Here is a 26,431-nt window from a genome sequence, read left to right on the forward strand (position 1 = left end):
CGCCCGCCCATGAACTCCGACGCCCCCGAACACGCCCCAACCGACCACGCCGAAGCCCATGTGCCCGTCGTGCCCGTCGTGCGCGTGGAGCCGCTCGGCTGCGAATTCAAAGCGCCGCCCGAACTCACCCTGCTCGAAGCCGCCAGCTTTGCGGGCGTGCGCCTGCCGCGCCTGTGCCGCAACGGCACCTGCCGCACCTGCCTGTGCCGCATCGTGAGCGGCGAGATCCGCTACACGATCGAGTGGCCGGGCCTGTCGCGCGAGGAAAAAGCCGAAGGCTACGTGCTGACCTGCGTGGCCGTCGCGCGCACGGATCTCGTGCTGGACGTGCCTGACGCCGAACTTTCCTGAGCCGGAAAACAAAACGGCCCGCGATCCAGGATCGCGGGCCGTTCTTTATTGCATGCGGCCGCTGGACGTCCGCAGGGCAGTCTTATTGGCCGCCGAAGTACACCGACTGCGGGCCACGGCGGGCCGCTTCGGAGACGTAACCTGCGCCGGCTGCCGACGCGGTGCTCACGCCACCGTAGGCGCTGTCGCCCTGGGTGACGGCCGCGCCCGTGCCTGCGGCGACGACGTTCTGGTTACGGCTCGTTTGCTGGAACTCGACGAGCTGGGCGCGCACCTGCTCGCGCGTCAGGCCCTGGTCGGCCTGGGCGAAAGCGGCCAGCGGAGCAGCGCAGGCGGCGGCGATAACGACAGCTTGAATCAGCGACTTCATGATGGTGACCTCCGGAATTGTTGGAATCGCCCGGCATGCTGCATCGCGATGCGCGTGTTCGAGCGTTGACTGGATTCTAGGCAAGCCCGTGATCCGGATATATGCCGAAGTCGGCGAATTCCAGTTGCGGATTTCGCAATAATCGATTTGCTACGGCGCAACAATATGACCCCAAATCTTTCCCTTTTGCTGGCTGGCTGTGCGAAATAATCAGACGATTAGTCGCACCGATTGTTGTCGCCAGGAGAACACTGAATTCGTTTTCTAAGTATTTACCCTAGGCCTCCGAACGCCTACATTGCTGCCATGGGTTACGCCATTGCGTGAACCCCTCAAAAAAGAAATCGGAGGTAGTGGAAATGAAATCGCTTCTTGGAGCCGCGCTCCTCGCCGCAGTGGTCGCCGTGCCGACCGTTTCGTACGCACAATCGCAACAACCGCTTACGCGCGCAGAAGTCCGCGCCGATCTGGCCCAACTCCGCGCTGCTGGTTACGATCCGAGCGACTGGATGCACTATCCGCAAAACGTCCAGGCAGCTGAGCAGAAGATCGCCGCCGAGAAGGCCAACACAGCCTACGGTTCGTCGACGGGTACGACCTCGCAGTCTGGTCAGTAATCCGGACAGTAAGCGTCTGAAGGTGTAGTGGATGTTGATAAAGGCCGCAGATTTGCGGCCTTTGTTGCGCTTGTGGCGCCTAATGCAGCCAAACTCACGCCCAAACGCAATCAGGCCCGCCGCTCGTTAGAGCCGCGGGCCTGATTGTTTTGCGCTACAGACTTATCGGTTTCAGTTACCGGCCGCCGCCTCCGCCGTGACCGCCGCCACCATGGCCACCGCCACCACCGCCGCGGCCGCCTCCTCCACCTCCACCGTGACCGCCACCCGGCGGGCCCCACGGGCCGCCATGACCGCCGCCGCCGTGCCAGCCGCCGTTGCCGCGGTCGCCACTCCACGGCCTGCCGCGATCGCCGCCGTGCCAATGGTCACCACCGCCGCCACCGCCCCAGACGCCAATATTGACGCTGCCATATGCCGGCGCGGCGTAGCCCGGCGCGTAGCCGTAATCGTAATAACCCGGCTGGCCGTATCCATAGCCATAGCCCGGCGCCACACACCCCGCTAGCAGGGTGATGGCGCCCAGTATCAACGCTGTTCTGAACATGATGTGCTCCCCTTTCTATATGTAAGAAAGGGAAAGCTTTATGAAGTTCTCGCTGAATTGTGAGCGTGGATTACGAATGTAACCACCGAAACCGCGCCGCGCCCTTCAACGGCGCGTCAACCGCGACGGCCGAAAGCCTGGTCGATCTTGCGGTCGGTTTGATACTGGCTGAGGGAATAGGCAGCCCAGATGGCAGCGGGAATCCAGCCAATCAGCGTGATTTGCAGGATCAGGCAGATGATGCCCGCGAGCGGACGGCCGATCGTGAAAAACAGCAGCCAGGGAACGAAAAGTGCAATCAGAAGACGCATCTTGAGCAGAACCTCTTGGACGTAGCGAACCAGAAATCAGTTGACGGGCGCGAAGCGCGGCACGCGTGCGCCTTCGAATTCGACGAGTTCGAAGAACACGGACGACGGGCGCGTCCAGATCGTGCCATTGGCCGCGCGATAGACGATCATCGTGACCGTCGGATCTGATTCGAGCGTCGCCTCGCAAACGAGTTCATAAATCCCGCCCTTGTAGTGCCGATAACGCACCATGGTATTTCCCTCATCGATTGCGCAAGACCGTCTTGCATAAGGCGATAGTGTAGCAATGCCGTGTGTGCGGCGTGTTACGGGCCTGTCTGCGCCATGAAGTCGCGGACAACCGGCAACCTGTTTTTAATACGCATCCCGAAACAAATACGCATAATCGGGTGATGATTGACGTGCGATTATTTTTTTCGCGCTGGCGCACTGCATTTTGACGTGCAATAACTAAGGCCATTGTCACACTCGCTGGAGCCACGCGATGGCCACGCTCGAAGCCTTCCGCACTGTACTCGACGATCCCGCTACGCCCGAGATCATCCGCAATCACATCATCGATTCGCTGCAATATGCGCTGCGCAATCACGGCCAGATATTCGCTTCGAAAGAAGTCGAATGGCTCGCGACATGGGACGACGCGCGTATCCCGCTAGCCGCGTCAAAGGAACTGAAACGGCGCGTCGCGGAAGTCAGCTAAAGATTCGCGCGCGGGCGCTCAAACCGCCAGCGCGCTAAATACCGCCTTCAAGTCGTGCCCCGAGCGCAGCCGCGCCTGGCGCACGATGCGCTCCTCGATTTCGTCGAGGTGCTCGCGCATGGACGCGAGGGCCGCGGCCAGTTCGCCGTCCTCCAGCGCCGCGATGATCCGCGCGTGCTCGTCGCTTGCGCATGACGAGGCCTTCGACGGATCGAACAGCGCCTTGTAAAGCTCCGTTTTTGCCACCAGTTGCGCGAGCGCCGCGCCCAAGGCGGCACCGCCCGCCAGCTCGGTCAACAGCAAATGGAACTGGCCTGCCAGGCGCACCGCTTCGTCCACGCGGCCTTCGCGCAGCGCTTTCTTTTCGCTGCGCACATGCGCGGCGAGCTTGCGGCGCATGCCGGCGTCCAGCGCGCCGCACAGGCTCACGACCACGCCCGCCTCCACCACCTGCCGCGCCCGGAACGCGGCGCGAATATCCTCCTCCGAGGGCGACGGCACGAATGCGCCGCGATTCGGCTCCAGCACCAGCTTGCCTTCGAAGCCCAGCCGCGCCAGCACCTTGCGCAGCGCGCCGCGCGTGCAGCCGAATGCCGCCGCGAGTTCGCGCTCGACCAGCTGCTGCCCCGGCGCGAGCTTGCCTTGCAGCAGCGCCGAATTGATCGAGCCATAGACCTGCGCTTCGACGTCGTCATCGTCGTTCGCGACGGCGGGCGGCGTTTGCGTGGATGAGGCGTTGCGAGCGGAGCGTGTCGAAGAAGCCATGAAACCATGAACGAGAAAGTACCAGGCGGCATTGTAGCGAGGGCGCCAGACGCACGTAACAAGTCGGGCACGCATTTCCCGCTATAGCGGACATAGCGGCCAGCCACCCAGATTGTTGACAATCAATCGGTATAATGGTCAACCAAATTAGCTTCAGAAGGTTGACCGAATGACTACTTCATCCGACCCCGCGCGTGCCCAGGCGGCGGACGCCAGCGCTATCGTCTGGTACGCCACGATCGTCGCCATCGGCCTGAACCTGCGGCCGTTGCTCACGTCGATCAGCCCGCTCATGACGACGATCCGCGAAGCAACCGGCCTGTCGTTCTACGGCGCGTCGCTGCTGACCAGCCTGCCCGTGGTGGCGATGGGGCTGGGCGCGTTCGGCACCGGCCTGCTGGCACGCCGGCTCGGCGAGACGCGCGGCGTGGCGCTCGGCCTGATCGCGATTGCTGCGGCCTGCGGCGCGCGCGCTTTCGCCGCGACGGGCGGCGCACTCATGCTCACCGCCACGGCGGCGGGCGCGGGCGTCGCGGCCATTCAGGCGCTGCTGCCCGCCGTGATGAAGCAGCGTTTCGCGCATCGCGTGCCGCTGGCGATGGGGCTGTTTTCGGCGTCGATCATGGGCGGCGGCGGCCTGGGCGCGAGCCTGAGCCCGCTCGCGGCACGCCTCGCCGGCTCGTGGCATCTCGCGCTGGCCGTCTGGAGCGTGCCCGCGCTGCTCGCGCTGGTGTTGTGGAGCTGGCTGAACTACGGCGGCGCGAAGGCATCGGGCAACCCGGTGGCGGCGCAAGGCAACGCCCACCATGCCGCAGTGCCGGTCTGGAAGAAGCGCCGCGCGTGGACGCTCGGCCTGCACTTCGGCCTGGTCAACGGCGGCTATACGAGTCTCGTGGCCTGGTTGCCCGCGTACTACCAGCAGCATGGCGCGAGCGTCACGGCAAGCGGCTCGCTGCTCGCCGCCATGACGGTCTTTCAGGCCGCCTGCGCCCTGTTGCTGCCGCTCGCGGCCGCCCGCTTCACGGATCGCCGCCCGTGGCTGATCGGCGGGCTGTGCCTGCAATGGGTCGGCGTCGTGGGCCTCGCGGCGTGGCCCGAGGCCGCGCCGCTGCTGTGGGTCGCGGCGGCGGGTGCGGGCCTGGGCGGCACGTTCTCGGTCACGCTGGTGACCGCGCTCGATCATTCGGGCGACCATCGCATCGCGGCGCGGCTCGTCGCATTCGTGCAAGGGCTGGGCTTCGTGATCGCGGCGCTCGCCCCGGTCGTCGCCGGGCGCGTGCGCGACCTCACCGGCGGCTTCACGGCAGCGTGGATCATGCTGGCCGTCTCGATCTCGGCGATGATCGTGCTGACGCTGGCCTTTTCGCCGCGCAGCTACGTACGATGGCTCGGCCTGCACGGCGCCGCCGCGCTCGACGCCTGATCGGTCGCCGTTTTCGATCTCCGCACTCCGCGCCCAGCCTGGCACGCACACGTCCATGTCAATCGAGGGACGCCGCGTGCGCGCAACACTCGCGCGCGCCACGGGCCCCAAACGTTTGCATTCACCGCTGTACGAATGTACAGTGCGTGCAGCCCGGTTGCCGTACCGGGCTTCGCCGCCTGCGGGCGCGCCCTGTGCACCATGCGCGGCCAGCGCACCCGGCAAAGGCAAGGCGGGCCTGTTCATCAAAACGGAGATCACGACGTGCGATTCATCTTGGCGGGGACGATGCTGTGCGTCCTCGCATCCACCGCGCTCGCTGGGGAACACTACACCGAGATCTGGAACCCGCCCGAGGCGCGCACGCCTGGCGCGCATCCGGTTTCCCCCTCGTCCGACAGGAAGGCGCACGCACACCACACGAAGAAGAAACTCGCCAGCGTCGAGCGTCCGGACACGCGCAAGATCGCCGAACCGGCGATGCGCGCACCGGCGCCCACGCTGCCGATGACACCCAGCGGCGCGGCCGGCCAGGGCGCCGCGCAAGGCGTGGCGACGCCCGGCATGGCGACGCCAGGCGTCAAGTCGAAGAGCGACGGCCTACCCGAAATCCCGCCGCAGATCGGCCCGGACGGCAACGTCCTGCAAGTGGGCTACGCCGTCCCGGCGCGCCGCCAGCACAGCCCGCTGGTTCCCTCGCTTAAAGCTCTGCCGAACGTTCCCATAGCAGCGGCCGCCCGCGCGCAATAAGCTCGGCCGCGCCAGCCTGACGGGCCAGCCCGTCGAAATCGTCCCCGGAAAAAAAAGCGGCCCCGCCACCTTACGGTGCGGGGCCGAATCCCATGTCAAGGAGATGCTCATGGAGGAGACGATTCCATCGTAACGATGGCCGCGCGCCAGCCCAACCAATGCTTTCAGCTATGCATATGGCGCGGGGCGCACACAGCCGAACCCGTCTCCCGCGCATATGGTTAGAACAAAAAGTCGTTTCGCGCGGCAACACGCGGTCACTAAGATGGCAGTTCCGACGTGAACGCATTCTTTGCGCCGGCCCGCCGTCGAATCACGCGTTGCCGCGCAGGTTCGGCACATCGATGGGCCCCACCGCTTACCCGAGGAGCACCCCTTGAGCATTTCCGATTCCAGACACCGTCCGCTCGTCGTCGGCATCGGCGGCACGACGCGCGAAGCGTCCTCCACCGAACGCGCGCTCGCCTTTGCGCTGCGCGGCGCGGAGCAGGCCGGCGCACGCACGCAACTGTTCGGCGGCACTTTCCTGCATAGCCTGCCCCACTACGCGCCCGAAGCCGCCACGCGCACCGACGCCCAGCTCGAACTGATCGAAGCCGTACGCGCCGCCGACGCCGTCATCATCGCGACGCCCGGCTATCACGGCGGCGTGTCCGGCCTCGTGAAGAACGCGCTCGACACGCTGGAGGAACTGCGCGCCGATGAGCGCCCCTATCTCGACGGCCGCGCCGTCGGCTGCATCGTGACGGCCTATGGCTGGCAGGCCGCCGGTTCCGTGCTGACTTCGCTGCGCTCGATCGTGCACGCGCTGCGCGGCTGGCCGACGCCGTTCGGCGCGGGCATCAACACGCTGGAAACGCGCTTCGAAAGCGCGCATCAGTGCTCGGATCCCAAGGTCGTCGACCAGCTGTCCACGGTCGGCCAGCAGGCCGCGCAATTCGCGCTCGCGTTCAATACGCAGCGCGCAACGCACGCGCCTCAAGCGGCACATACGCTCGCCGCAAGCACGGCTTCGGCGCGTAACGAAGACCGTTTGAGCGTCGCGGTCTGACACGCGCGCGCTAACAACGAGGCGCACCGTGCGCCTCGTTTTTTCTCCTGCTTTTTTCCGCCCTTTTCCTGCCTCAAAGCCCGCCGGACACCCCGCCTTGCGCGCGCCAGCGCACAGAGGGGGCGCGGCTTGCGTCAGCTATCCCACAGACGCCGCTTTTTGCGCGATCGACATTGGAACCGGGCACACCAGCTCGCCTCTTCGCGATCATTCTGCTGACCGTTCCAGTCCGCCCGTGATTTGCTTGCGACGAATGATTGGTTCCCCTTGCGCATGGCAGCCCCTACGCTGGGTTCGTACTGGCAAACGCACAGGCGAGGTACACATGCGCAACACGACGCACACGGGCAGGACGCATCAGCAGGAGCTGGAAGCCATGAAGGCCACCATCCGATACAAAGGCTACGAAGTCGCGCCCAGCGCGCAGGCATTGCCCAACGGGCTGTACGCCGCCAATCTGACGATTGGCACGCTGGGCACGCCCGGTACGCAACTGGGCATTCAATCCAGCACACAGACGCCGAATGCGTCGAACGCGTCGCGCCCGAGCCAGAAGATTGTTTCGTTCGACGCCCTCGATTATTTCTTCGATGAACGCCACGCGCTCGCCTACGCGTGCCGCTGGGCGCGCATGTGGATCGACGAGCAGCGCCGCTGCGCCTGAGCGTTCGCGTGTGCCCGTGAGCGCGCGGTATTTCTTACAGATATGACAGAATAGGAGTCACATTTCCGTCATCCTTTACGTTCCATGTCCGAAACCCTGACGCCAATCGACGACGGCGCCACCGCCCTCGCCGACCAGGACGCCGCGCTGCGTCACTGGACTCACGCCACGCCAGGGGCCATCAGGATCGGATCGGACGAACATCGCACGATGTTCAGCCGGATGTTGCTCGACACCCACGATCCGTACCGTCCCGCCGTGCTCGACTGGCCGAAGCTCGAACCCGACGCCCTGCGCCGGCTGACTTCGCTGCCGATCTGGGACATCGCCGTGCAGACCGAAGGCCGCGCGTCGATCCGCGTGAAAACCTACGCAAAAACTGTCCGCGACCCGCTGCTGCGCGAAGCCATCGAAATGGACGGCGACGAAGAAGCGCGCCACAAGGTCGTGCTCTCGCATCTCGTGCAGGCCTACGGCATCGAACTCGCGCCCGAACCCAGCTACCCGCCGCCCAGAGACCCCGAATGGGCGTGGATGTTCACGGGCTACAGCGAGTGCATCGACAGCTTCTTCGCGTTCGGCCTGTTCCGCTCCGCGCAGCGCTCGGGCTTCTTTCCCGCCGAACTCGTCGAGACCTTCGAACCCGTGATCCAGGAAGAAGCGCGCCATATCCTGTTCTTCGTGAACTGGGTGGCGTGGTATCGCAAGAACCTGCCGTGGTGGCGTCGTCCGTGGCACTCGCTGCGCGTCGGCGCAATCTGGATCAAACTCGTGTGGGATCGCGTGGCGATCGCGCGCGGCATCGATGCCAACGGCGCGGTACAGGACTCGAATTTTCTGCCCGCCAATCGCGAAGTGCTGGGCGATTCGCTCAAGCCGCGTGAGATGATCGAGCTCTGCCTGCAAGAAGACCAGCAACGCATGAGCGGCTACGATCCGCGCCTGCTGCGCCCGGCCGTGGTACCGGCGCTCGCGCGTCTGGCGCTGCGCTTCATGAAAAAATAAGCGCCTCAGGCCGTGCCCGGCGCGAAAACTATCGAATCCAGGCTGTACGAGGAGAAGACTGCATGACATGGACTGTCGACCAGCAGCTGGCACTGACCTCGACGCAAGCCGTCGAGGCGATTCGCGCAGGACAGCTCAAAGCCGCCGATTACGTCGCCACCCTGATCGCGCGCGCCGAGGCGCTCGCGAATCTCAACGCGCTCACCGCCCTCGACGTGGAAGGCGCGCTCGCGGCGGCACGACGCATCGATGCGCTTGGCGCGAACGAACGCGCACACCTGCCGCTTGCGGGCCTGCCCGTGGTCGTGAAGGACAACATCAACACGCGCGTGCTGCCTACCTCCGCGGGCACGCCCGCGCTTGAAGGCTTCGTCGCCGCCCGCCATGCGCCTTCGGTGCAGCGGCTCGTGGATGCGGGCGCCATCGTGCTCGGCAAGGCCAATATGCACGAACTGGCGTTCGGCATTACCAGCACGAACCTCGCGCCGCATGCGGGCCCAATACGCAATCCCTGGGATCCCGAACGAATTCCCGGCGGATCGTCGGGCGGTACGGCGGCCGCCATCGCGGCGCGCATCGTGCCCTCGGGACTGGGCACCGATACCGGCGGCTCCACGCGCATTCCCGCTGCGCTGTGCGGCATCGTGGGCTTGCGCCCGAGTGTCGGCGACGGCGGCACCCAGCGTCGTTATCACGATCCGCACGCCGTCGTGCCGATCAGCCACACGCGCGATACGGTCGGGCCGATGGGACGCACCGTCGCCGATGTCGCGCTGCTCGACGGCGTCATCACCGGAATGGGCCCGCTTGCCAAGGCGCCCATCGCGAACCTGCGCGTGGGCCTGCCCGCGCCGTTCTGGTCGGAACTCGAAGCCGCCACCGAGGACGTCGCGCGCGCCGCACTCGCGAAACTCGCGGCGGCGGGCGTGACGTTCGTGCCGGTGGAAATGAGCGACATCTTCACGCTCAACGATCGCGTGAGCATGGCCATTGCGCTGCATGAACCGATCGACGATCTGCAGGCGTGGCTTAGCGCCAACCAGACGCCGGTGCAGACGGTCGCGGACGTCGCCGCACGCATCGCGAGCCCGGACGTGCGCGCGGCCTACGACGCGATCCTTGCCGACACGCGCGGCGGCGACTATCAAACCGCGATGACGGTATGGCGCCCGCGCCTGCAACAGCTTTACGCGCAGACTTTCGCCGCCAATGGGCTCGACGCGCTGCTGTTCCCGACCACGCGCCTGGCCGCCGTGCCCATCGACGACCTGAACGGCTCGTCGAGCGTATCGATCGACGGCAGCGCGCCCATCGACGAACTCGAAGCCTATTTGCGCAACACCGATCCCGCGAGCAACGCCGGCATTCCCGGCCTCGCACTGCCCGCAGGACTTACCGAAGCGGGCCTGCCGGTCGGGCTCGAACTCGACGGCCCCTCGGGCAGCGACCGTCGGCTGCTTGCCATTGGCCTCGCCTTCGAGGAGATTCTCGGCCCGCTTCCCGCGCCGGCAATCTGACCCTACGCAATAACACAGGATACCGAATCAACTACGCTTCGCAGGTCGCCGCACAGTCACACCGCAGTCCCCACACCAACAATCAGGAGACAAGTGATGAAGGTATCGAAGCTCTTTCTCGCAGGCGCCATCGCGCTCACTTCCCTCGGCTTCACTGCCGTGGCCGCTCATGCCGAAGACCTGCTCGACAGCGTGAAGCAGGCGGGCGTGCTCAAGATCGGCCTTGAGGGCACTTATCCGCCGTTCGACTCGCGCAACAGCTCGGGCGAACTCGAAGGCTTCGACGTCGATGTCGCGAAGGCGGTGGCCGCGAAGCTCGGCGTGAAGCCCGAATTCATTCCCACCGAATGGAGCGGCATTATCGCGGCGCTGCAGGCCGGCAAGTTCGACGTGATCGTCAACCAGGTGACCATTACGCCGCAGCGTCAGCAGGCGCTCGATTTCAGCCAGCCTTACACGTATTCGGCCGCGCAACTGATCCAGCGCGCCGACGATAAACGCGAATTCACCTCGCTCGACCAGTTCAAGGGCGAACAGAAGATTGGCGTGACTCTGGGCACGAATTACGATTCGATGGCGCGCGCCGTGCCGGGCATCAACGTGCAGACCTATCCGGGCGCGCCCGAAAAATTGCGCGACCTGGCCGCGAAGCGCATCGACGCCACCATCGACGACCGCCTGATGCTGCCGTACATGATCAAGACCTCGCATCTGCCGCTGCGTCCGGGCGCGGTGCTCAAGGGCGCGAACCAGGAAATGGGCATTCCGTTCCGCAAGGGCAATCCGAAGTTCGAGAAGGCGATCAACGATGCGCTCACGTCGCTGAAACAGGACGGCACGCTCAAGAAGATTTCGATGCACTGGTTCGGCAGCGACGTGACGGTGCCGGTCGCGCAATAAGCCGGCTGATACGTTACCGCCTGCGCACGTTTGACCGACAGCGCCTGATACGCAGTGAGACAGGCGCTGTCGGCTTCGCAGAAGGTCTTGAAGGATCTTCGTCAACGATCGTCAGAGCGCCGCAAAGCTCGTCAACGCCCATCGTTCGCACCCGTTAGCCCGAGTGTCTGCCCGGCAATGCGCCCCAGACCAACCGGACAAATAAGGGAAAATCATGCGAATTTCAGGTGTTTTGGGCTGTGTGGCTTGCGCGCTCACACTCGCTTCGATGGCAGCGCACGCGGACGACTTCGGCTCGCGCGACAACGGTGCCCCCGCGCAGTGGGTGCCGCACGCGCAGGGCCAGCAATGGGATCATCAAGTAGACCATCGCGATGACGGCCACGGGAACCGTGGCGAGCAACAGGCGCAGACGCATCGCGACGACCGTCACGATCGCGAGCGCGCCGCGCATTGGCGCGATGCGCGTCGTCACGATGCCCACGAGCAGCACGATCAGCACGGTCAGCGCGAGGACAGCGGCTCGGTATTCGATGCGCGGCGCTCCGGTTACCACAGTTGAAGTCGCCGTCGAAAACGCATCAAGGCCATCGCGCGAATTGACCGTCGCGCTGGCCGCACTATCGATTGGGCCCGGTCTTCGCGGGCCTCGCTTGCGCTAACCGCAATTAAACGGCTTGTCATCGGCAGCCGTCACAAAGCGGGAGCGGGTAAATAGCGCCCCCAGCACCGCGACAAAACCGCACACCCCAACCCGCCAAAGCGCTTTGCAGGCGTTCTATTCCCTCGTCCCGCACCGCCGAATCAAGGTGCGCGCGCCCGTTTGAACCCCATGTCCCGCGCCCCGCCGCTACAATGAGAACAGTTCTCATTTCATAAAACAAAGATTCCCCATGCGGCTGACTGACCTGACCAAGGGCGCCACGGCCCTTGTCGAGCGCGTCGAAGACGCCTCTGCACGCGATCCCATCGCACAACGCCTGCGCGACCTGGGCTTCGTGCCCGGCGAGCCGGTGCGCATCGTCGCCCGCGCGCCGTGGAGCGCCGACCCGCTGCTCGTGCAGATCGGCTCGACCCGTTTTGCACTGCGCCGCGCAGAAGCGGAGCGCGTGAGCGTGAGTCTCGAAGAAGCAGCGCACGCATCGGGGGCAAGGGCATGAACGGCATGAATATGACGCCGCTGCGCATCGCCCTCGTCGGCAATCCCAATTGCGGCAAGACCGCGCTCTTCAATCTGCTCACCGGCGCGCGCCAGAAGGTGGCGAACTACGCGGGCGTGACCGTCGAGCGCAAGGAGGGCCGCTTTTCCACGCCGTCGGGCCGCAAGATCCAGTTGCTCGACTTGCCGGGCGCCTACAGTTTCGATTCGGCCAGCCCTGACGAGCGCGTCACGCATGACGTGCTGATGGGCCGCTATCCCGGCGAAGCGATCCCCGATCTGGTGGTCTGCGTCGCCGATGCGACGAATCTGCGCCTGCATCTGCGCTTCGTGCTCGAAGTCAAACGCATGGGCCGCCCCGTCGTGCTCGCGCTCAACATGATGGACGCCGCGAAGCGTCGCGGCATGACCGTCGATGTGCCGAAGCTCGCACGCGCGCTCGGCATGCCCGTGGTCGAAACGGTGGCCGTACAGCGCAACGGCGCACAGCCGCTGATCAACCTGATCGACAGCGTGGATACGAATCGCGCGCTGGCGCCTGACGCCGACACCAGCGCTATCGATGCAGGCAGCGACCTGCACGCCGCCGTACGCGCCATCCTCGCCGATGCCGTCACCATGCCGCGCGCCACCGACGCCCGCGACGACGCCATCGACAGCGTCGCGCTGCATCCGGTGCTCGGCCCGCTGATCCTGGCCGTGGTGATGTTCCTCGTGTTCCAGGCGGTGTATTCGCTCGGCAAGCCGCTGACCGATTCGATCGGCGACGGCTTCGACTGGCTTGGCGGCATCGCGGGCGCATGGCTGCCCGATGGGCCGCTGCGCAGCCTGCTGACCGACGGCCTGCTCACGGGCCTCGGCACCGTGCTCGGCTTTCTGCCCGAAATTCTCGTGCTGTTCTTCTTCATCCTCGTGCTGGAGGAGTCGGGTTATCTGCCGCGCGCGGCCTTCCTGCTCGACCGCATGATGGTGTCGGTCGGCCTCACGGGGCGCTCGTTCATTCCGCTGCTCTCCAGCTTCGCCTGCGCGATTCCGGGCGTGATGGGCACGCGCAGCATCGCCGATCCGCGCGACCGTCTGGCGACGATCCTCGTCGCGCCGCTGATGACCTGCTCCGCGCGCCTACCCGTATACGCGCTGCTGATTAGCGCGTTCATTCCGCATCGCATGGTGTTCGGCCTGTTCAACCTGCAAGGGCTGGTGCTGTTCGCGCTGTATGTGGCGGGCATTGCGGGCGCGATGGCGGTGGGCTGGGTCATGAAGCACCTGCGCCGCGACCGCACCGAACACGCGCTGCTGATGGAACTGCCGTCGTATCGCGTCCCGCGTGCGCGCGACGTGGCGATCGGCCTGTGGGAGCGCTGCACGATCTTCCTCAAGCGCCTGACCGGCATCATCCTCGCGCTCACTGTGATCATGTGGTTCGTCTCGACGTTCCCCTCGCCGCCCGCGGGCGCGACCGGGCCCGCCATCGATTACACGATCGCGGGATACCTGGGCCGCGCGCTGCAATGGCCATTCGCGCCGCTCGGCTTCAACTGGCAGATGAGTCTCGCACTGATTCCCGCGTTCGCCGCGCGCGAAACCGCCGTGGCCGCGCTCGCGACCGTCTATGCCGTGGCGGGCGGCGACAGCGACGTCGCCGCGCTCGGCCATACGCTGGCGCAGAACTTCTCGGTGGCAAGCGCGCTGTCGCTGATGGTGTGGTTCGCGTTCGCGCCGCAATGCATGTCGACGCTCGCCGTGATCCGCCGTGAGACGCGTTCGTGGCGCGCGGTCGTGGTTTCGTTCGGCTATATGTTCGTGGTCGCCTATGCGGCTTCGTTCGCCACCTACCAGATCGCGAGGCACTTCCTGTGAGCACGAACCTGCTGCTGCAATACGTTGTGATCGCGCTGCTCGTCGCGGTGAGTTGCTGGACTGCGCTGCGCAAGCTCGCGCCGAAGACAACTTCACGCGTGCAAGCCGGCGCGGCCGCACCGCTGTTGCGCCAGCGCGGCGCATTGGCGCAACGTGTGGGCCGATGGATCCAGCCCAAAGGCGCGACGGGCGATTGCGGCGACGGCTGCGGCACGTGCGGCACCTGCGGGCCATCGGACACGCCCGCGCAAAAGACGGTGACATTTCATCCGCCCCGCAAGTAATCGTTGCGCGCACACCCAATAAAAAAAGGCCCGCTGGAGCAATCCAGCGGGCCGTTTCGCTATGTGCTGTGCCGTGCGCCTAGTGGCGAATCATCACGTGGCGCGCCACGGTGTAATCCTCCAGCGCATACGCCGACATATCCTTGCCATAGCCCGAACGCTTGAAGCCGCCGTGCGGCATTTCGCTTACGAGCATGAAGTGCGTATTGACCCACGTGCAGCCATATTGCAGACGCGAAGTGAACTGCATCGCCGTGCCCACGTCCTTCGTCCACACCGAACTCGCGAGACCATATTCCGAGTCGTTGGCGAATTCGAGCGCCTGCGCGGCGTCGCGCACCGGCGTGATCGACACGACCGGGCCGAACACTTCACGCTGCACGATCTCGTCGGTTTGGCGCGCACCGGCAATCACGGTCGGCTCATAGAAGTAGCCGCGCTCGCCCCAGGCGCGACCGCCCGCCACCACTTCGATATGGGCGTTGTCGCGCGCGCGGTCGACAAAGCCCGCCACGCGCTCGCGCTGGCGCGCGGAAATAAGCGGCCCCATCTCCACGCCATCGTCGCGCTGCTCCCCCAGCTTGATGGTCTTCACCGCCGACGCAAGATCCGCAACCAGTCGTTCGTACACCTTCTGATCGGCGTAAATGCGGCATGCCGCCGTGCAGTCCTGCCCGGCGTTGTAGAAGCCGAACGTGCGAATGCCTTCGACCACCGCGGCGATATCTGCATCGGCGAGCACGATCACGGGCGCCTTGCCGCCCAGTTCGAGGTGCGTGCGCTTCACGGTCTGCGCGGCGCTCTGCATGATTTTCTGGCCGGTGCCGACATCGCCCGTGATCGAGACGAGACGGATATGGCGATGCGCGGAGAGCGGCGCGCCCACGCTTTCGCCGCGCCCCGTGACGATGTTGAGCACGCCGCGCGGAAACAGGTCGACCGCGGCTTCGGCCAGCAACAGCGCCGTCAGCGGCGTGAGTTCCGAACTCTTGAGCACGACGGTATTGCCCGCCGCAAGCGCGGGGCCGATTTTCCATGCCGCCATCATCAGCGGATAGTTCCAGGGCGCGATACCTGCAACCGCGCCCAGCGGATCGCGGCGAATCATGCTCGTATGGCCCGCGAGATACTCGCCTGCCGCCAGCCCATGCTGCGTGCGCGCCGCGCCCGCGAAATAGCGCAACACGTCGGCAATCGCGGGAATTTCGTCGTTGAGCACGGCGTGATACGGCTTGCCGCAATTGAGCGATTCGAGGTTGGCGAAGCGCTCGGCGTTACGCTCGATGCGGCTTGCGAGTTCGATCAGCGCCTCGGCGCGCTCGCGCGGCGTGGTCGCCGCCCAGGCGGGAAACGCAGCGTGCGCGGCGGCAACGGCCTGCTCGACCTGCGCCGCCGATGCTTCGGCGATCTCGCACAACGGCAGGCCCGTAGCGGCGTTGTAGACGGCGTCAGCGGGGCCTTCGCCCGTCACCAGTTGACCGTCGATCAGAAGACGCGACGGCAGTTCCAGTTTGTTCGTCATGGTGTCTCTTGTTCCTGTTGAGTGGACTGCTTGGGTCGAGAACGTTCAGTCAATGCCATTGCCCGGCGAGGTCGGCGCGCCGTCGTCGTATTGCGCGAGAAAATCCACCATGGTCTGGTGATAAAGCGAAAAGCCCTTGTAATCGATCAGGTTCTGATTGAGCGACTTGAGCACGCGATGCGTGCGGCGCGCCCACTTCGGGATCGTCACGAGTTCGTCCAGGCTCAGGAAATACGTACGCACCGGGAACACGATCGCATTGCTGCGCGGCAGACGATGCAGCGGTTGCAGTTCCAGGCGCATATGCACCTTGCTGCCGACGTTCTCAGGCGTCACCGTCATGCGGTCGGGCGCCCATTCGTGCAGCGTTTCCGCCGACGTTTCCAGACGCGGATTGACCGTGAGCGTCCAGTTCAGGCGACGCACCGGATGGCCCGTGCGCAGACGCTTGAGGAACTTGAGCGCGCGATCGAGCACGCCGGTTTCCTGGATCAGCGGCACGGGGCCGTGCCATTCCGACCAGCTCATGCCCAGATTGAAACGCAGCGAATAATCGGCGCGCTCGGTCGCCATGCCCGCCGACTTATAGAGCGAGTCGTCGCGATCGTCGACGACGATCCATTCGCCCTGTGCCTGGCGCGTCGCATATTCCATCGGCTCGTACGGCAGCGTGGCCGGATCGCCGAACGTGAAGGTATCGCGCAGGCCCATCAAGCGGTTTTCCCACGTCCAGCGCGAACCCTCGCGCACCAGCGTGAAGTGCTCGGGATAATCGCGCGCATACGATTCGAAAATCAGTTCGAGCAAATCCCATTGCGCCTGCATTGTGTGCGGCAGCGACGCGTAATGCATGCCCGGGTTCTTTTCGAGCGCGATCGCACGTTCACGCATTTCCGTGAGGTAATGCTCGTCGATATCGAAGGCCGCGCGCAGCACGCCGTCGCCGGTCGGCACGTGCGGTTCGAGATTCATCGAATAGGCGTACTCATCTTCGAAGTACGGAAACGGAAAACGGCGAATGCTCTCTTCGCTATTGCGAAATGCGTAGGGCGGGCGGAAGCTGCCTTCCTGTTTGAATGCGGTGGTCATGGCTAATCCTAGAGATCGAGAACGAGTTTGCGGCAGCTTGCGCGCGACACGCACGGCATGATGCGGTCGTTACAGGCGCGCTGTTCCGGCGAGAGCCAGTCGTCGCGGTGCTCGATTTCGCCGTCGAGTGCGAGCACGCCGGTTTCGCAGTGGCCGCACGCGCCGCCCCGGCACAGATAGGGAATATCGACACCTGCGGCTTCGATGGCTTCGAGCAGGCTCATCTCGGGCGCGACCGTGACATGCACGTCGCTGCGTTGCAGATACGCGTCGAACTGCACGCCGCCCGTCTGCTCGACAAACTTTTCGTAGTGCACGTGGCTGTCTGCCCAGCCCGCGTCGCGCGCCGCAGCCAGCACCGCATCGATCATCGCCTGCGGGCCGCACACATAGACGTGCGTGCCCAGCGGCTGCGCCCCCAGCACCTGCGCAAAGTCGATCGTTTCGCCCGCCACATCGTGATAGACGCTCACGTTGCCGTTCGGCAGGTCGGGCAGGAAACGCGTCATGCGCGCGTGCGCTTCGTCGCGCACGCCGTAGTGCAATTCGAACGGCACCTTGCTCTGCTGAAGATCCTGCAACTGCGAAACAAACGGCGTAATGCCCACGCCGCCTGCAAACAGAATGTGCTTGCGGGCGAGCGCGTTGAGCGCGAAGTTGTTGACGGGCGGCGTGATCCGCAGCGTGTCGCCCACCTTCAGTTCGTGCATGCGACGCGAGCCGCCGCGTCCGCTCTCCTGGCGACGCACGCCAATTTCATAGCGACGCGTATCGAACGGCGAACTCATCAGCGAATACGCGTTGCGATAGACGATTTCGCCATTGGGAATGAGCGTGAGCACGTGACTGCCGCCGGAGAATCCGGGCAGCGGCGCACCGTCCTCGGCTTCGAGCGAAAACACGCGGATCAGCGGCGTGACATCCTCCACCGCGCGAATCACGACTCCAATGCTGCCTGCCTGCGTACTCATGTATCCAGTTCCTCGTCGGGTTGTGCGGCGCCGGTCTGCTCGGCGTCGAACTTGACGCCCATGAACGCGGCCATGCGCGTGGAGTAGTGATCGCGCACGATCAGGTCGAGACCGCAGCCGCCACAGCGGAACACGCGGCGCGTGACGTCCTCGTTGCGCGCGTCGCAGTGCACGCACCACACGCGGCGCACGAAGGTGCCGTTGTGCTCGCGCTTCACTTCATCGCGATTGAGGTTGAATTCGGAGGCCACCTGCATGCTGTTGCCGATAAAACTCTCCGAACCCGAGAGATACAGGCGCAAGCCCATATGCGCGGCGTCGAGCGTGCTGCGCAGGCCGTCGACCAGCGCCGCGTTGCTCACGAATACGCCGGTTTCATCGGGACACTCACGCTCCAGATCGGCGAGATGGTTTGCGCCCGAGAACGACTGCGTCGAATACATCACGCGAATGCGCGAAGCGGGTGTGCCGCCCTCTTTCAGTTCGCGCAACAGGCGCAGCATGGCCGCGCCGCCTCCGCCCTGCCCGACCACGAGGTGCACCGTGCCGCGTTCGAACGGCGTGAGCGTCTCGTAGACCGGGCGGCTCTTGATCCCAGTGATCAACATGGTTCTTGCCTCCTCCGGTTGCTGCATCGGCCACCGCACTGGCGTTGGCGGTTGTGTGTGCAACGATGCTGCAATCCATAAAGCCAGATCCGTGCCAGCACGAGAAAAGCCCTTATTTCCGGCTGTCTGCCGTAGTTAACCCTGATTGCCGGGCTTTTTTGGCGCTGCAAATATGCAGCATTCTTTTTTTCTGCATCACGCATTCCCGTACCCATGTTGAGAGAACTCCCGTTCGTCGCGTTCGAGATCGCCCCGGACGGCACCGTCGCCGAATACAGCGAACTGGCGGCGCGACTGGTGGGCTACGGCCGCATCTGGCGCGGCTGCCCCCTCGAAATCCCCTTCGACCCCGATAGTTGTGCGCGCATCCGTTTGCGCCTGGATGCCGTGCGCAGCGCCAACAGCAACGATTACGAGCCGCCCGTGCGGCTGGTCGCGCTCGATCGCGACGGACGCAGCGTGCCAATCGACATGCAGATGGTGGGCTTCAGCTCACGCCAGCATCTGCGTGCGCGCCTGTTCGTCTACGAGACCACGCGCCCCGAATTGCTGATGAGCGCGTTGATCGACCATACGGAAGTGCTGCGCGGCTTCATCGAAACGTCCAGCGAGCCGATGTGGGGCATCGAATTCGACGAACCCGTCGATCTGCGCGGCACCGAGGACGACGTGGTGCGCCAGGTATTCGTCAACGAATGCCACTGGATCTTCTGCAACGCGGCGCTGCATAGGCTTTATGAACTGCCTGCTGGCGAGGACATGCGCGACAAGCCAGTGGCCGCGCATTTCCCGCGTAATGCGCAGAACGAATCGTTCGTGCGCCAGCTCGCGCGCAGCGATTTCAATGTCGAGCGCAGCCTCACCGTCGACTTGAAGCACGACGGCACGGCAACCTATGTGGAAAACAACGTGCGTGGCCATATCGAATCGGGCCGCCTGCATCGCATGTGGGGCACGCTGCGCGACGTGACCGAGTTGCGCCGCGAACACGAACAGATCGTGCGCCAGGGCGAGCTCGTGCATCGCGTGCTGGCCGCACTGCCCGTGGCCGTCGTGGTGGTCGATCGCGAGGCGCGCATCACGGGCGTCAATCCCGCCGCCGAAGCGCTGCTGGGCGCAGGCGCGGCGGAGTTACTCGACACCGCGCTTGATACGCGCGTCGAACTCACCGACGAGACCCTCAAGCGCCGCTGGTTCAATGGCGAGCCGCACGAAGGCGATGCGGAAATTCATCTGCAGTCGGGTCTCGTGATTGGCTGCAATCTGCGCATCGCCCCCGTCGACAACGAACTGAGTGAGCTGTTCGTCATCAGCGTCGTGCCCGTCGCGAGTACGCTCGCTCGCCGCCGTCAGGCACTCTTTCACCGGGGCCGCTCGTGAGATTCGCCCAGACTCCGCTCGATGCGCGCCGCCCGTTCAACGCGGCCGATATCCCCAGTTTTCTCGGCGATCCGCGCTGGGAGGCGATCTGCGACCTGATCCCTGAAGGCGTGACCGTCGTGGATGCAGGCGGCGTCGTCACCTATATGAATACGTCTGCGGAAAGCCTCAACGAATTGCGCAAGACCGAATGGATCGGGCGCACGTTCGAGGATTTCGTCGAGGAATCGTGTCTGCGTTGCGAGGCCCTGCGCAGTGCGTGGCGCGGCGCGCAACGGCTGCCCGATACTGCCGTGCGCGCGGGCGAACGCATGGTGTCGATTTCCGCGCGGCCGCTGCGCGATAGCCAGGGATTGCCGTGCGGTTATCTGTTTTTCCAGCGCAAGCTCAGTTCGCCGTCGGCTGCGCAAAGCGCGCCTGCGCGCGATGCTGGGGAACGCCCGCTCTTTGCCGCATCGGCGCTCTGGGACGAGGCGTACCGCATCGGCCTGCGCGCCATCGACATGAATAGCCGCGTGCTCCTGCTGGGGGAATCAGGCGTTGGCAAAACCGAACTTGCGCGTCAGTTGCATACGAATTCGACGCGCCGGCATGGCCATTTCATTCACGTCAGTTGCGCGGGCATTCCCGAATCGCTATTTGAGTCGGAAATGTTCGGCTACGACCGTGGCTCGTTTACAGGCGCGCTCAGCAAGGGCAAGGCGGGCCTGATCGAAGCAGCCGACGGCGGCACGCTGTTTCTCGACGAAATCGGCGAAATGCCGCTTGCCTTGCAGGCCAAGTTGCTGGTCGTGCTCGAATCGGGACGCGTACACCGGCTCGGTTCGACGCAACCGAAGACCGTCGATATTCGCGTGATTGCCGCCACCAATCGCGATCTCGAACAACTGGTCGCCGAAGGCAAGTTTCGCAGCGATCTCTACTATCGCCTGAGCGTCATCACACTTTCGCTGCCACCGCTGCGGGAGCAGAAGATGTTGATTGGGCCGCTGCTCGATTATTTCGTGGCATTGGCAGGCGAGCGCCGCGGCAAGCCGTTCGCGCTCGCGGCGGAATGCCGGCCGCTGCTCGAAGCCCATGGCTTTCCCGGCAATGTGCGCGAGTTGCAGAACCTGGTCGAATATCTGGCCGTCGTTTGCGATGAAGTCGCGCAGATCAAGCATTTACCGCGTCAAGTAGGACTTGCGCGCGCACCGTTGAATGACGCGGCGGCACAAGCCAATGCGAGCCCCGCGCATCCAGTGAGTCTGGAAGGCGCAAGCCTTAAAAGCCTCGTGCGCGAATTCGAAAGCGGCCTGATCGCGGACGCCATCACGCGTTACGGCAGCAAGCGTAAAGCCGCCGAAATGCTGCAAACCGATATCGCCACCATCGTGCGCAAAAGCAAACTCGCTAACGCAGCCTGAATTCAGCCGCCCTGATTCAGCAGACGAATATCGTGCGGGCGCTGCATAAACTCATCACCGCACGATCAAACGCTGCCGACGCGCAGCACCCTTGCGCCCGCAACCAATCGCCGCGTCATATTGCACAAGGCTTTGCGGACTTTTATCCGCGTCATACGCGCGTTGGTATGAAACCTGCATTACACGTCCTCGCGACCCGGAGCGCTCCGGCGCATCGAGTGATAAAGAGCCGCGCCCTGCCGCTTTGCGCCAGGCGCGCGACGAAATGACATGAGGACAGACAATGAACCATCCACATCCCGCTCCCCACGAGGATGACGACCTCGCGCAGTTAAAGGCGCTCGGCTACACGTCGAATTTCGACCGGTCGATGAGCATTTGGGAGAATTTCTCGCTCGGCTTTACGTATCTCTCGCCGGTGGTGGGCGTCTATACGGTGTTTCAGTTCGCGTTTTCCGCGGGCGGGCCGCCAATGTTCTGGACATATCTGCTGGTCGGCCTTGGGCAGTTGCTGGTGGCGCTCGTTTTCGGCGAAATCGTTTCGCAGTTCCCGATCGCGGGCGGCCTTTATCCGTGGGCGCGCCGCCTCGTCGGCAAGCGCTGGGCGTGGATGGCCGGATGGGTCTATCTGTGGGCGCTCTTTTCGACCGTCGCGGCCGTCGCCGTGGGCGGCGCGCCGTATCTCGTGCAGTTGCTGGGACTGCCGACCAATCACACGCTGGAGATCCTCGTGGCCGTCGCGATGATTGCGGTCACAACGATCCTCAACCTGAGCGGCACGCGCCTGCTTGCGCGTGTGGCGATGTTCGGCTTCATCTGCGAACTGATTGGTGCGGTGGCCGTGGGTGCGTATCTGCTGTTCTTCGCGCGCCTGCACAATCTGAGCTTCCTGTTCGACACGATGCACCTGGGTAACGGCACGAGCTATCTGCCGGCTTTCCTCGCTTCCAGCGTGGCGGCGATGTTCGCGTACTACGGCTTCGAAGCTTGCGGCGACGTCGCGGAAGAAACGCCCGATCCGGGCCGCGCGATTCCCAAGGCCATGCGCATGACCATCTACATCGGCGGTGCGGCGGCGATGCTGGTGTGCCTCGCGCTCGTACTCGCGCTGCCCGATCCGCAAGCGGCAATCAGCGGCAAGGACGCCGATCCGGTCGCCAGCACGCTGCGTCATGCACTGGGCGAAGGGGGCTTTCGCGCGGTGATCGCGGTGGTGCTGGTGTCGTTCTTCTCGTGCCTGTTGAGCCTGCAGGCCGCGACGAGCCGCCTGATCTTCGCGTATAGCCGCGACGAGATGATCTTCGCTTCGCGCCATCTCGCCGTGCTTTCGCCGAAGACGCATGTGCCCACGCGCGCGCTGTTCGTCGCGGGCGTCATCCCGGCGCTCGTCGCCCTGCTCGGCATCTTCCTCGACGATGCGGTGAAGACCATCATCGTGTTCGGCTCGGCGGGCATCTATATCGCGTTCCAGTCGATCGTGCTCGCAGCGCTGATTGCACGCGCACGCGGCTGGAAGCCTGCGGGCAAGTTCCGCCTGGGCGCGTGGGCGTGGCCCGTGAATCTGGCGGCCTTCGCGTACGGCGTTTCCGCGATCGTCAATATGATGTGGCCGCGTTCGCCCGACGACCCCTGGTACCTCAACTACGGCATGATCTTCACGACGGCTCTCGTGCTCGCCGCAGGCCTGGCGTACATGATCATCGGTCGTCCTTATGAGCGCGGCACGGCTGCCGCCGGCGATGCACACTTGTTGCACCTGAAGAACCCGCGCGCGCACGCCGCGCTCGATCAGGAAGACGCGCAGCGCGCCACGCGCTCGCAGTTGCAGAACTGACAGGGGCGACGCTTCGCCCGAGCGGCGCGGCCATAACGACAGCCGCGCCGCCCTTCCCCATTCGACAGGAAACGCCATGCGACGACTTCAAGCCGCGCTGCGCGCGTGCGTCCACGGCTGCGTATTCGCCTGGACTGTTTACGGCAACGGCGTGCTCTGCCGTTCCTGAGCCCGCGCGCTCGACTCACTACAACACCCATCATGCAACGCAAACACTTTCTTGCCGCCACGGCATTCATGTGCGTATGCACAGTCTCATTGGCGCAAAGCAGCGTCACGCTCTACGGCGTGCTGGACGACGGCATCAACTACACCTCCAACTCGGGCGGCCATGCCGCGTGGCAAATGGCCAGCGGCGATCTCGCCGTGAGCCGTTGGGGCCTGAAAGGCAGCGAGGATCTGGGCGCAGGCCTGCATGCCGTGTTCGATCTCGACAGCGGCTTCAATCTGCCCGCGGGCCAGGCGGGCTACAACGGCCGCCTGTTCGGCTATCAGGCCTACGTGGGCCTGCAATCGGATCAGTACGGCACGCTGACTTTTGGCCGGCAATTCGATTCGATCGCCGATACGGTCGCGCTGCTCACCGCCAATGGCAACTGGGCAGGCTTCCTGTTCTCGCACCCGCTCGATAACGACAACACCGACGCCACGTATCACGCCAGCAACGCGGTCAAGTTCACAAGTGCAGCATATGGCGGGCTGACGGCCACGGCGCTCTATGGATTCAGCAACCAGGCCGGCGATTTCGCGCAGAACCGCATCTTTAGCGCGGGCCTGAATTACACGTGGCAAACGCTTACCGTCTCCGCCGCGTACGCCGATCTTGGCGCGCCCGGCAGCAACGCTTCGGGCGCAATCGCCGCCGACGACATCGGCTTTTCCGCCGCGAACCAGAAAACGTGGGGCGTGGGCGCGAGTTATGGCATCGGCCATGCAACCGTAGCGGCCGTCTACACGCATGCGAACGTCGAAGAACCCCGCGAGTCGATCTACACCGGCGATCTCGGCCTGGCTGCCGGTGCCGGACTGCGCTTCGACAACATCGAACTGAATGCGCGTTACAACGTGACGCCCGCCTTCATACTCGGCGGCATGTACACGTATACACGCGCCACGCTCGCGCAGAACGGCAACCAGGCGTCGCTGCACTGGAACCAGTTCGGGCTGATGGCACAGTACGCGTTGTCGGTGCGCACCTCGCTTTACGCGCAGACGGTCTATCAAAAGGTATCGGGCGGCAATACCGGCAGCGCACTCGATTTCGCCTATATTCCGGGCTCGGCGGGACTGGCGTCCGGTTCCAGTCAGGTCGTCGCGCGCGTGGGCATTAACCACGCCTTCTAGTCGACCCAGGCGGCACGCTCCGATGCGAGTGTCACGGAGTTTCGGCTACACTCCCCGGCAGCAAGGCAAGCCCGCGCGCTACGGCGCGCGGTTCTCACCTCACTCGTCCTTCCTGCGCCGATGTCTCGAATCCGTCACGCTGCCGCCGCCCCTTCGTCCCGCCGCCGTCTTGCGTCGCTTGGCGCCGCCCTGGGCGCATCGCTGATCGCTGCGCTCGCCGCCACCGGCTGCGTGCGGCTCTCGGCGTTCGATTCAAACGGTCTCTGGGAAGTCGTCGGCGGACAGTGCGTGCCGAATGCTCGCGACAAAGGCCAGCCGGGGCCGTGCACCAAGGTCGATTTCGACAAACGCTACGCGGTGCTCAAGGACATCAACGGCCGCGCGCAATATCTGCTGATCCCGACCGACCGCGTGTCCGGCATCGAAAGCCCGGACATCCTCTACGCCGGCTCGCCCGAATACTGGGCCGGGGCATGGGCCGCGGGACGCTACGTGGACGACAAGCTCAAGACGACGCTCGCCCCCACGCAACTCGGACTCGAAATCAACTCGTCACAGCAGCGTTCGCAGAACCAGTTGCACATCCACGTCGATTGCATGCGCAACGATATCGTCGATGCGCTTGCGCCTTATCGGCACGATGCGCCAGGTTCGTGGCGCTGGGCCACGCTCGATGGCAAGCGCTATCGCGTCACGCGCGTGACGGGCCTGACCGACAGCAACAATCCCTTCCGTGTGGTCGAACGCGGTCTCGACCCGCAACAGTCGATGGCGAAGCAGACGATCCTCGTCACCGGCGCGGGCACAGATACCGCGCGCGACGGCTGGCTCGTCGTCAACAGCGCCCAGGATATCGACGGCGGCACAGGCACGGCCGAAGGCCTGCTCGATCACGCCTGCGCACTCGCGAAAGCACCGTAACGCGCAGCCTGGTTCAGGCGCCGTCCTCGCGGGCAAGCGCCACCAGCCAGCGGCGAATCACCTGCTCCTCGTTGGCGCTGAACCCTTCGAGCATCTGCGCCTCAAGCTTCTTTACGCGCGCGCGGCACTGCTTGAGCAGCGCCTGCCCCGCCTGCGTGACCTCGATCTGCTGGATGCGCCCGTGCACGGGATGCGGCGTGCGCTCGATCAGCGCATTGCGCGCGAGGTTCGCGACGATCACGCTGACGGTCTGCGGCGTGAGCGCCGCGAGCCGCGCGAGATCCGCGCCCGACACGCCGGGATACGCCACGAGCATCGTCAACACAACAAACTGCGGCGGCGTCACGCCCAGATCGTCGAGCGCGCGCTCCATGCGCAGGCGCTGCGCCGCTCCCGCCTGGCGCAGCAGATAGCCGATATAACCCGTCTCGCCACGCTTGCCTTCGCCTGGCGCGGGAATCTCCGGCGTGCTGACGCGGTCGCCTTGCGTCCCGATCTTTTGTATACGCTTCGTCATATTGCGCATGATATCAGTGTTCGAATATTATGTTCGTGCTCTGATATTATCTCCCAACCGGCACGAGGTCTAGTCATGTCGCACCGCATTTCCTACGAAACGTTTTCGCACGACGCACCGCAAGTGGTTGCGGGACTCGTAACGATGAGCAAGGCCGTGGACGCATCGGGCCTTGAAAAATCACTGACCGAATTGCTGAAAATTCGCGCTTCGCAGATCAACGGCTGCGCGTTCTGTATTCAATACCACCTGAATATCGCGCGCGGCCTGCCCATTGCGCAGGAGAAACTCGACCTGGTCGTGGCATGGCACGAGGCGCGTTCGTTCTTCAGCGAACGCGAACAGACCGCGCTGGCCTATACAGAAGCGCTCACGGAAAAGTTGCACGAAGGGGTGAGCGAAGCGCTCTACCGGAAAGTCGCCGAGCAGTTTCCCGGCGAGCAGATGGCGTATCTGACTACGGCCATCGCCAATATCAACGCATGGAATCGTATTGGCGTAGCGTTGCAGTTTGCGCCGCCAGTCAAGGCCTGAAAACGCAATCGATCGGGGCCTGTCGCGTTGC

The 26,431-nt window shown here is 64.6% G+C and carries 30 protein-coding genes and 1 pseudogene; 20 read left to right on the top strand and 11 right to left on the bottom strand.

The window, feature by feature from the left end; translation table 11 throughout:
• The first annotated feature begins 9 nt into the window (after positions 1–9).
• Positions 10–351: a 2Fe-2S iron-sulfur cluster-binding protein gene (locus tag BBA01S_RS13980; RefSeq protein WP_084162141.1), complete on the top strand. Its 342-nt coding sequence runs from the start codon at positions 10–12 to the stop codon at positions 349–351.
• A gap of 82 nt (positions 352–433) precedes the next feature.
• Here BBA01S_RS13980 and BBA01S_RS13985 read toward each other — a convergent pair whose 3' ends face one another.
• Positions 434–721 (bottom strand): DUF4148 domain-containing protein, encoded by a 288-nt coding sequence (locus BBA01S_RS13985; RefSeq protein WP_027817006.1) that lies wholly within the window; start codon positions 719–721, stop codon positions 434–436.
• Between the two features lie 359 nt (positions 722–1,080).
• Between BBA01S_RS13985 and BBA01S_RS41185 the strand changes: the two genes are divergently transcribed.
• Complete coding sequence (locus BBA01S_RS41185; RefSeq protein WP_042297089.1) at positions 1,081–1,338, top strand: DUF4148 domain-containing protein; 258 nt, start codon at positions 1,081–1,083, stop codon at positions 1,336–1,338.
• Between the two features lie 171 nt (positions 1,339–1,509).
• Here BBA01S_RS41185 and BBA01S_RS48645 read toward each other — a convergent pair whose 3' ends face one another.
• The 3 genes from BBA01S_RS48645 to BBA01S_RS14005 all read right to left on the bottom strand — a co-directional run bounded on the left by BBA01S_RS48645 (position 1,510) and on the right by BBA01S_RS14005 (position 2,427).
• The gene (locus BBA01S_RS48645) at positions 1,510–1,713 is read right to left on the bottom strand and encodes a hypothetical protein (RefSeq protein WP_167336013.1); all 204 of its coding nucleotides are present in this window, start codon (positions 1,711–1,713) and stop codon (positions 1,510–1,512) included.
• Between the two features lie 288 nt (positions 1,714–2,001).
• The gene (locus BBA01S_RS14000) at positions 2,002–2,196 is read right to left on the bottom strand and encodes a YqaE/Pmp3 family membrane protein (protein WP_027817008.1); all 195 of its coding nucleotides are present in this window, start codon (positions 2,194–2,196) and stop codon (positions 2,002–2,004) included.
• A gap of 36 nt (positions 2,197–2,232) precedes the next feature.
• Entirely contained in the window at positions 2,233–2,427 is a 195-nt protein-coding gene (locus tag BBA01S_RS14005; protein WP_027817009.1) for a DUF1653 domain-containing protein, read from the bottom strand.
• A 253-nt stretch (positions 2,428–2,680) separates the two neighbouring features.
• Between BBA01S_RS14005 and BBA01S_RS14010 the strand changes: the two genes are divergently transcribed.
• Complete coding sequence (locus tag BBA01S_RS14010; protein WP_027817010.1) at positions 2,681–2,896, top strand: hypothetical protein; 216 nt, start codon at positions 2,681–2,683, stop codon at positions 2,894–2,896.
• Between the two features lie 18 nt (positions 2,897–2,914).
• Here the strand turns inward: BBA01S_RS14010 and BBA01S_RS14015 are convergent, their stop codons facing one another.
• Positions 2,915–3,661: a GntR family transcriptional regulator gene (locus BBA01S_RS14015; protein ID WP_027817011.1), complete on the bottom strand. Its 747-nt coding sequence runs from the start codon at positions 3,659–3,661 to the stop codon at positions 2,915–2,917.
• Positions 3,662–3,830: 169 nt separating this feature from the next.
• On the opposite strand from BBA01S_RS14015, the gene BBA01S_RS14020 reads away from it, so the two are divergent.
• The 8 genes and pseudogenes from BBA01S_RS14020 to BBA01S_RS14050 all read left to right on the top strand — a co-directional run bounded on the left by BBA01S_RS14020 (position 3,831) and on the right by BBA01S_RS14050 (position 10,971).
• Complete coding sequence (locus BBA01S_RS14020) at positions 3,831–5,084, top strand: cyanate transporter (protein ID WP_027817012.1); 1,254 nt, start codon at positions 3,831–3,833, stop codon at positions 5,082–5,084.
• 264 nt (positions 5,085–5,348) lie between these two features.
• Positions 5,349–5,834 carry a hypothetical protein gene (locus BBA01S_RS14025; protein WP_156965940.1) on the top strand — a complete coding sequence of 162 codons (486 nt, stop codon included), beginning with the start codon at positions 5,349–5,351 and terminating at the stop codon, positions 5,832–5,834.
• A 376-nt stretch (positions 5,835–6,210) separates the two neighbouring features.
• Complete coding sequence (locus tag BBA01S_RS14030) at positions 6,211–6,885, top strand: NADPH-dependent FMN reductase (protein ID WP_027817014.1); 675 nt, start codon at positions 6,211–6,213, stop codon at positions 6,883–6,885.
• A 376-nt stretch (positions 6,886–7,261) separates the two neighbouring features.
• Positions 7,262–7,351, top strand: a pseudogene (locus BBA01S_RS48650) (transcriptional regulator); the annotation flags it as partial.
• Positions 7,349–7,549, top strand: a complete 201-nt coding sequence (locus BBA01S_RS14035; protein ID WP_407668311.1) for a transcriptional regulator — start codon at positions 7,349–7,351, stop codon at positions 7,547–7,549. The pseudogene BBA01S_RS48650 and the gene BBA01S_RS14035, both read left to right, overlap by 3 nt.
• A gap of 84 nt (positions 7,550–7,633) precedes the next feature.
• Positions 7,634–8,554: a hypothetical protein gene (locus BBA01S_RS14040; RefSeq protein ID WP_042297091.1), complete on the top strand. Its 921-nt coding sequence runs from the start codon at positions 7,634–7,636 to the stop codon at positions 8,552–8,554.
• 62 nt (positions 8,555–8,616) lie between these two features.
• Complete coding sequence (iaaH, locus tag BBA01S_RS14045; RefSeq protein ID WP_027817017.1) at positions 8,617–10,071, top strand: indoleacetamide hydrolase; 1,455 nt, start codon at positions 8,617–8,619, stop codon at positions 10,069–10,071.
• Between the two features lie 96 nt (positions 10,072–10,167).
• Positions 10,168–10,971, top strand: a complete 804-nt coding sequence (locus BBA01S_RS14050) for a transporter substrate-binding domain-containing protein (protein ID WP_027817018.1) — start codon at positions 10,168–10,170, stop codon at positions 10,969–10,971.
• Positions 10,972–11,194: 223 nt separating this feature from the next.
• Here BBA01S_RS14050 and BBA01S_RS14055 read toward each other — a convergent pair whose 3' ends face one another.
• On the bottom strand, positions 11,195–11,473 hold the full coding sequence (locus BBA01S_RS14055) for a hypothetical protein (protein WP_156965941.1): 279 nt from the start codon (positions 11,471–11,473) through the stop codon (positions 11,195–11,197).
• A gap of 391 nt (positions 11,474–11,864) precedes the next feature.
• Between BBA01S_RS14055 and BBA01S_RS14060 the strand changes: the two genes are divergently transcribed.
• The 3 genes from BBA01S_RS14060 to BBA01S_RS14070 are packed head-to-tail and all read left to right on the top strand — an operon-like array spanning position 11,865 to position 14,274.
• Positions 11,865–12,131, top strand: coding sequence for a FeoA family protein (locus BBA01S_RS14060; protein ID WP_027817020.1), 267 nt, complete (start codon positions 11,865–11,867; stop codon positions 12,129–12,131).
• A gap of 5 nt (positions 12,132–12,136) precedes the next feature.
• The gene (feoB, locus tag BBA01S_RS14065; protein WP_027817021.1) at positions 12,137–13,990 is read left to right on the top strand and encodes a ferrous iron transporter B; all 1,854 of its coding nucleotides are present in this window, start codon (positions 12,137–12,139) and stop codon (positions 13,988–13,990) included.
• Complete coding sequence (locus tag BBA01S_RS14070) at positions 13,987–14,274, top strand: DUF6587 family protein (RefSeq protein WP_027817022.1); 288 nt, start codon at positions 13,987–13,989, stop codon at positions 14,272–14,274. The genes feoB and BBA01S_RS14070 overlap by 4 nt, the downstream gene beginning before the upstream one ends.
• A gap of 79 nt (positions 14,275–14,353) precedes the next feature.
• On the opposite strand, the gene BBA01S_RS14075 is transcribed toward BBA01S_RS14070, so the two are convergent.
• From BBA01S_RS14075 to BBA01S_RS14090, 4 genes are read right to left on the bottom strand one after another with little or no spacing between them, the layout of a single operon-like run.
• The gene (locus tag BBA01S_RS14075; protein WP_042297095.1) at positions 14,354–15,796 is read right to left on the bottom strand and encodes a gamma-aminobutyraldehyde dehydrogenase; all 1,443 of its coding nucleotides are present in this window, start codon (positions 15,794–15,796) and stop codon (positions 14,354–14,356) included.
• Between the two features lie 45 nt (positions 15,797–15,841).
• A complete protein-coding gene (locus BBA01S_RS14080; RefSeq protein WP_027817024.1) occupies positions 15,842–16,885 on the bottom strand; it encodes a heme-dependent oxidative N-demethylase family protein in 1,044 nt (347 codons plus the stop codon).
• 8 nt (positions 16,886–16,893) lie between these two features.
• Positions 16,894–17,856: a PDR/VanB family oxidoreductase gene (locus BBA01S_RS14085; protein ID WP_027817025.1), complete on the bottom strand. Its 963-nt coding sequence runs from the start codon at positions 17,854–17,856 to the stop codon at positions 16,894–16,896.
• Positions 17,853–18,464 (bottom strand): dimethylamine monooxygenase subunit DmmA family protein, encoded by a 612-nt coding sequence (locus BBA01S_RS14090; protein WP_027817026.1) that lies wholly within the window; start codon positions 18,462–18,464, stop codon positions 17,853–17,855. Before BBA01S_RS14090 ends, BBA01S_RS14085 begins: the two co-directional genes overlap by 4 nt.
• A gap of 213 nt (positions 18,465–18,677) precedes the next feature.
• Here BBA01S_RS14090 and BBA01S_RS45150 point away from each other — a divergent pair, with 213 nt between their 5' ends.
• The 5 genes from BBA01S_RS45150 (at position 18,678) to BBA01S_RS14115 (ending at position 25,349) form a co-directional block, all read left to right on the top strand.
• Positions 18,678–19,844: a PAS domain-containing protein gene (locus BBA01S_RS45150; RefSeq protein ID WP_052391747.1), complete on the top strand. Its 1,167-nt coding sequence runs from the start codon at positions 18,678–18,680 to the stop codon at positions 19,842–19,844.
• A complete protein-coding gene (locus BBA01S_RS41195; RefSeq protein WP_052391748.1) occupies positions 19,841–21,250 on the top strand; it encodes a sigma-54 interaction domain-containing protein in 1,410 nt (469 codons plus the stop codon). The genes BBA01S_RS45150 and BBA01S_RS41195 overlap by 4 nt, the downstream gene beginning before the upstream one ends.
• A gap of 283 nt (positions 21,251–21,533) precedes the next feature.
• Positions 21,534–23,084, top strand: a complete 1,551-nt coding sequence (locus BBA01S_RS41200; protein ID WP_042297098.1) for an APC family permease — start codon at positions 21,534–21,536, stop codon at positions 23,082–23,084.
• 201 nt (positions 23,085–23,285) lie between these two features.
• The gene (locus BBA01S_RS14110; protein ID WP_042297099.1) at positions 23,286–24,428 is read left to right on the top strand and encodes a porin; all 1,143 of its coding nucleotides are present in this window, start codon (positions 23,286–23,288) and stop codon (positions 24,426–24,428) included.
• A gap of 120 nt (positions 24,429–24,548) precedes the next feature.
• Complete coding sequence (locus BBA01S_RS14115; RefSeq protein ID WP_027817028.1) at positions 24,549–25,349, top strand: CDP-diacylglycerol diphosphatase; 801 nt, start codon at positions 24,549–24,551, stop codon at positions 25,347–25,349.
• Between the two features lie 13 nt (positions 25,350–25,362).
• On the opposite strand, the gene BBA01S_RS14120 is transcribed toward BBA01S_RS14115, so the two are convergent.
• Positions 25,363–25,866, bottom strand: coding sequence for a MarR family winged helix-turn-helix transcriptional regulator (locus BBA01S_RS14120; RefSeq protein WP_042297178.1), 504 nt, complete (start codon positions 25,864–25,866; stop codon positions 25,363–25,365).
• A gap of 75 nt (positions 25,867–25,941) precedes the next feature.
• Between BBA01S_RS14120 and BBA01S_RS14125 the strand changes: the two genes are divergently transcribed.
• Positions 25,942–26,400, top strand: coding sequence for a carboxymuconolactone decarboxylase family protein (locus BBA01S_RS14125; RefSeq protein ID WP_042297100.1), 459 nt, complete (start codon positions 25,942–25,944; stop codon positions 26,398–26,400).
• Positions 26,401–26,431 lie beyond the last annotated feature (31 nt).

Origin of the sequence: Paraburkholderia bannensis NBRC 103871, from assembly GCF_000685015.1 — a bacterium.
Taxonomy (GTDB): Bacteria; Pseudomonadota; Gammaproteobacteria; order Burkholderiales; family Burkholderiaceae; genus Paraburkholderia; species Paraburkholderia bannensis.